This window comes from Skermanella sp. (assembly GCF_059503625.1).
Window position 1 is genome coordinate 1 of the sequence record NZ_JCACHA010001197.1, and the last position, 4764, is coordinate 4764.

Genomic DNA, 4764 nt, shown 5'->3' on the forward strand with positions numbered 1-4764 from the left:
CTTCATGGGAGACCGTGTGCAAGCTGGCCGCGGATCCGGAGACGCCGGACGCGATAGACGCCAGCCAGTTCCTGTTCGACAGCGTGATGGTCCGCGCATCGCCCGCATTGGCCGAATACGCGGCCCCCTCCTTCAAGGAAGGAAGGCCGGCGGCGGACGCGGCGCTGGACCTGATGCGCCGCATCTATACCGACTTCACCTTCGACTCGACCGCGACGACGGTGGCGACCCCGCTGGCCGAGGTGCTGGCCCATCGGCGCGGCGTCTGTCAGGATTTCGCCCATCTCGGGGTCGGCTGCCTGCGTTCCGTAGGACTGCCCGCACGGTATGTCAGCGGTTACCTGCGTACTCATCCGCCTTTGGGACGGCCCAGGCTGGTGGGCGCTGATATGTCGCATGCCTGGTTTTCCGTCTGGTGCGGCGACGAGGCCGGGTGGATCGACCTCGATCCGACCAACGACAAGCCCGTCGATGCCGACTACATAACGCTGGCCTGGGGCCGTGATTACGATGATGTGAGCCCGGTCCGAGGGATAATTCTCGGCGGCTGGGGACATACGCTGAACGTCCAGGTCGATGTTGAACCCATAGATGATTGAGCTACCCAACTAAACTCTTCGAATAATGATACCCCTACCAAAGTAGGATTATTTTTATTATAATCTCCTGTGAATTTTAAAAGCCTTGCGGGAGAAGGCGTGAAGGACAGGATCTCAAAAATTGCGATGGGGCTGGCTGACAGAACGTTGGCGAATATCGACGGTGACTTGTCGCTCAGTCAAGTCCACGACCTTATCCAGCCGTTCCAGCATTCGTCGCTGATCCAGCGTCGTCGCGCCGCGCTGATCGTTTCCCGTGCGCGACTGGTCGCCGGTGTCTTCTCGATCCTGACGCCGCTCTGGATCGTCATCGACATGTACCTTTTCACATGGCCGCAGTGGGGCTATCTCGCAGCCCTCCGGATCGTGGCCAGCGCCGCCTTCGGAGCCTTGGCGGTCTGGTATCGAGGCGGGGAAGGCATCTGGCATGCCTGGAAGGCGCTGGGATGGCTGCTCGCCGTCCCGGTGATGTTCTTCGTCGCATCGCATCCCATGGTCAACCAGTTCGATCCGGACAGCCCGGCCGCCGCGATCGCGGCGGGCTACGCTTTCCTGCCCTTCGTCATGTGCGCCGGCCTCAGTGTCTTTCCCATCACGGCGCTGGAAGGGGTGCTGTTCGCGTCGCCGCTGGTTCTGGCCCATCTCCTGGCCGGAGTTTACGGGTCGGCCATTTTCCCGTTCAATTCCTACCTGGGGGCGATGTGGCTGCTCCTCCTGCTGTCGTCGGTCGCCACGCTCGCCGCCATGAGCCAGCTCCACTTCCTGATGGCTCTGGTCAACCAGTCGTCGCATGACAAGCTGACCGGCACCTATGCCCGCCGGATCGGCGAGGAAATGCTGAACCTCCAGTTCGGCAACGCCCGCCGCAACAAGCGCCCGCTCTCCCTGGTGTTCGTCGATCTGGACGACTTCAAGAAGGTCAACGACCGCTTCGGCCACGACGAGGGCGACCGCGTCCTGCGCAATGCCGCCCAGTCCCTGCTGAGCGGGTTGCGCCAGGGCGATTTGGTGATTCGCTGGGGCGGCGAGGAGTTCCTGGTCGTCATGCCGGATACCGACACCCCCGGAGCGCTGACGGCCATCCGCCGTCTTCGCTCCGAAGGGTTGGGCATCCGGCCCGACGGCAACCCGCAGACTGCCAGCATCGGCATCGCCGAATGCATCGCCGAAGCGCCGGAAAGCTCCACTCAACTTGTCGAGATCGCCGACCACCGGATGTATACCGCCAAGCAATCCGGCAAGGACTGCATCTGTGCCGGCGAAGAAGCGATGCCGAAAACGTTGGAACCGAAGGAACTGGAACCGGCCTGAACTGTCCCCTGCCGTCAGTGTCCCAGCGACTCCTGCCGGACGGCGGCACCCGATGCTTTCTGCTCCGGATGGGCGAACTGCTTGATCATCAGGGCCGCCGCCGCGATCAGGCCCGGTATCGCCAGGATCGTGAAGATCTCGCTGAAGGTCATTTGCCGGCGGGAAAGCTCGGCCACCAGGAACGACCCGGCAATGCCGCCGAAGCGTCCCAGGCCCAGCATCCAGGCGACACCGGTCGCACGCCCATTGGTCGGGTAGAAGCCGGCGGCGAGGGCCGGCAGCGACGACTGCGCGGTGTTCATCAAGGTGCCGCCGACGAACACGACCACCACCAGCAAGCCAAGATTGCCTGCCACCTGACCGATGGCGTAGATGGCGAAGGCCGTCAGCACGAAACCAGTGGCGATGATCTTGTTGGCATTGTACCGGTCCATCAACCAGCCGAACAGGATGGCCCCGACGCCGCCCAGCGGGAACAGGGCCGAAATGAGCGCCGCGTTGTGCTGCTCCAGGCCCGCATCGCGGAACAGGATCGGCATCCAGTTGATCAGCGCGTAGAAGATCACCAATCCCATGAAATAGGTGATCCACAGCATCACCGAACCGACCGCGTATGAGCTTGAGAGCACGACGCCGATGCCGCTCTTGCCCGCCGGCTGCGCCATCGTCGCTTTCTCGCTCATGACGAAGGCAGTCGCGTTCGCGGCGGATGCCGAGATGCGCCGAAGCACGGCGCGGATACGCTCGACCGGGGCGTTCTTTGCGACCATGTAGCGGACCGATTCCGGGAGCAGCACGATCAGCAGCACCATCAGGATCAGCGGAGCGACGCCACCCAGTATCAGCACGCTGCGCCAGCCCCAGATCGGGATCATCCAGGCCGCCAGGAAACCGCCGAATGCGGCGCCCAGCGGAAAGCCGCAGAACATCGCGTTGGTCAGCATCGCGCGCCTGCTGTCGGGACAGTACTCGCTCATCAGGGTGACGGCGTTGGGCATCGCGGCGCCCAACCCAAGGCCGGTGACGAAGCGCCAGACGACGAGATGGTCCAGTTCAGCCGAGAAGGCGGAGGACAGACATGCGGCTCCCATTACAAAGACGGAGCCGACCAGCACCGTCTTGCGGCCGAAACGGTCGGCCAGAGGGCCGGAGGACAAGGCGCCGAACGCCAGGCCGAACAGGGCGGCGCTCAGCACCGGCGCCAGCGCCGGGCGCTGCACGCCCCATTCCGTTATCAGCGAAGGCGCTATGTAGCCGATGGCCGCCGTGTCGAAGCCGTCGAGCAGGACGATGAAGAAACACAGGGCGAAGGTCAGCCACTGGTAAGGCGAAAACGGATTCTCGTTGAGAAAGTCTTGAACGTCGACACTGCGTTCCGGCGGCATCGGTTTCCTCCATCGCTATTATCGTTGTTTATCAAAGCCGCTTTCGGCTCACCCGATCGGCATGCCCACGTAGTTCTCGGCAAGCATCGTGGCCGCCGCCCGTGAGTTCACGACGTTGTTCAACTCCGATACCTGGAGCTTGTTCTGAAACGCGTCCTGGTCGGGGAAGCGGTGGAGCATGGACGTCATCCACCAGGAGAAATGCTCCGCCCGCCATACCCGCTTCAAAGCGATGTGCGAATAGGCGTCGAGCCGATCGCGGCTGCCCGACCGGTAGAAGCCGGCCAGTCCCCGGCTCAGCACCACGACGTCGCCTGCGGCGAGGTTCAGCCCCTTGGCGCCGGTCGGCGGCACGACATGGGCGGCGTCTCCGGCCAGGAACAGCCTGCCGTACTGCATCGGCTCGAAGACGAAGCTTCGCATGCCGATGATGCCCTTCTGGAAGATGCGCCCTTCGTTGAGCTGCGATCCCTCGGCCGTGTCGAGCCGGGCATGAAGCTCCGCCCAGATGCGGTCGTCGGACCAGTTATCGACGCTGTCCTTGGGATCGCACTGGAAGTAGAGCCGCTGGACATCGGCGGAGCGGGTGCTGACCAGGGAAAAGCCGCGCTCGTGGTGGGCGTAGATCAATTCTTCCGAGGAGGGGGGCGCTTCGACCAGGATGCCGAACCAGCCGAACGGGTAGATACGGGAATACTGGCTTCGCTTGTCTTCAGGGATGTTCGAGCGGCACATGCTCTGCGAGCCGTCACAGCCGGCGACGAAATCGCAGGCGATCTCCTGCTGCTCGCCGTCCTGGGTGAACCGGATCTTCGGGCTGTCGCCGTCGATGCCGTGCAGGCTGACATCGCTGACGCCGAACAGGATCTCTCCGCCGGTATCCAGCCTTGCCTTGACCAGATCCTTGATGACTTCGTGCTGGGCGTAGACGGTGATCGCCTTGCCGCCGGTGAGATCGCTGAGGTCGATACGGTGTCCCTGTCCGTCGAAACGCAGTTCGATGCCGGTATGGACGAAGCCTTCCCGCTTCATCCGCTCGCCTACACCGATCTCGGTCAAGAGATCGACGGTCCCCTGTTCAAGAACACCGGCGCGGATCGTGGACTCGATCTGTTCGCGGGTCCGTGTTTCCAGAACGACGGAAGAGATGCCTTCGAGATGCAGAAGATGAGACAGCAAGAGACCTGCCGGTCCCGCGCCGACGATGCCGACCTGGGTGCGCATCACCGCTTCCTCCATGATGTTTTTGCTTACAACAGGGCGGCTGCGCATTGCGTCAGCGGCTGCCCCGGAAAATTGACGCCAGGATAGCGGCTTCAGGCGAACGGTGAATGGACAGATCCGTCTAGTCCTGGCATTTTTCGAACATTGGTAAATGTTCGCTACGCGAACAATCGCAGATGAGTTAGAGCGGGGCTGAATGACCGGCGGAATACCGACATACGAACTGTATGGCGAAGACAGCGCGG

4 protein-coding genes are annotated in these 4764 nt (G+C 62.8%); 2 read left to right on the forward strand and 2 right to left on the reverse strand.

Annotation, left to right across the window (positions count from 1 at the left end; genetic code table 11):
* On the forward strand, positions 1-599 hold a 599-nt coding region (locus AC5JJ6_RS42045; protein WP_496047767.1), incomplete at its 5' end, for a transglutaminase-like domain-containing protein.
* Between the two features lie 99 nt (positions 600-698).
* A complete protein-coding gene (locus tag AC5JJ6_RS42050; protein WP_496047768.1) occupies positions 699-1910 on the forward strand; it encodes a diguanylate cyclase in 1212 nt (403 codons plus the stop codon).
* Between the two features lie 14 nt (positions 1911-1924).
* Here AC5JJ6_RS42050 and AC5JJ6_RS42055 read toward each other — a convergent pair whose 3' ends face one another.
* Positions 1925-3295: an MFS transporter gene (locus AC5JJ6_RS42055; protein ID WP_496047769.1), complete on the reverse strand. Its 1371-nt coding sequence runs from the start codon at positions 3293-3295 to the stop codon at positions 1925-1927.
* A gap of 48 nt (positions 3296-3343) precedes the next feature.
* Positions 3344-4519, reverse strand: coding sequence for a 4-hydroxybenzoate 3-monooxygenase (pobA, locus tag AC5JJ6_RS42060; protein ID WP_496047770.1), 1176 nt, complete (start codon positions 4517-4519; stop codon positions 3344-3346).
* Positions 4520-4764: the final 245 nt, after the last annotated feature.

Coding starts and splice junctions, on each gene's coding strand:
- pobA (WP_496047770.1), bottom strand. CDS start 4,519: ATGCGCACCCAGGTCGGCATCGTCGGCGCGGGACCGGCAGGTCTCTTG.
- AC5JJ6_RS42055 (WP_496047769.1), bottom strand. CDS start 3,295: ATGCCGCCGGAACGCAGTGTCGACGTTCAAGACTTTCTCAACGAGAAT.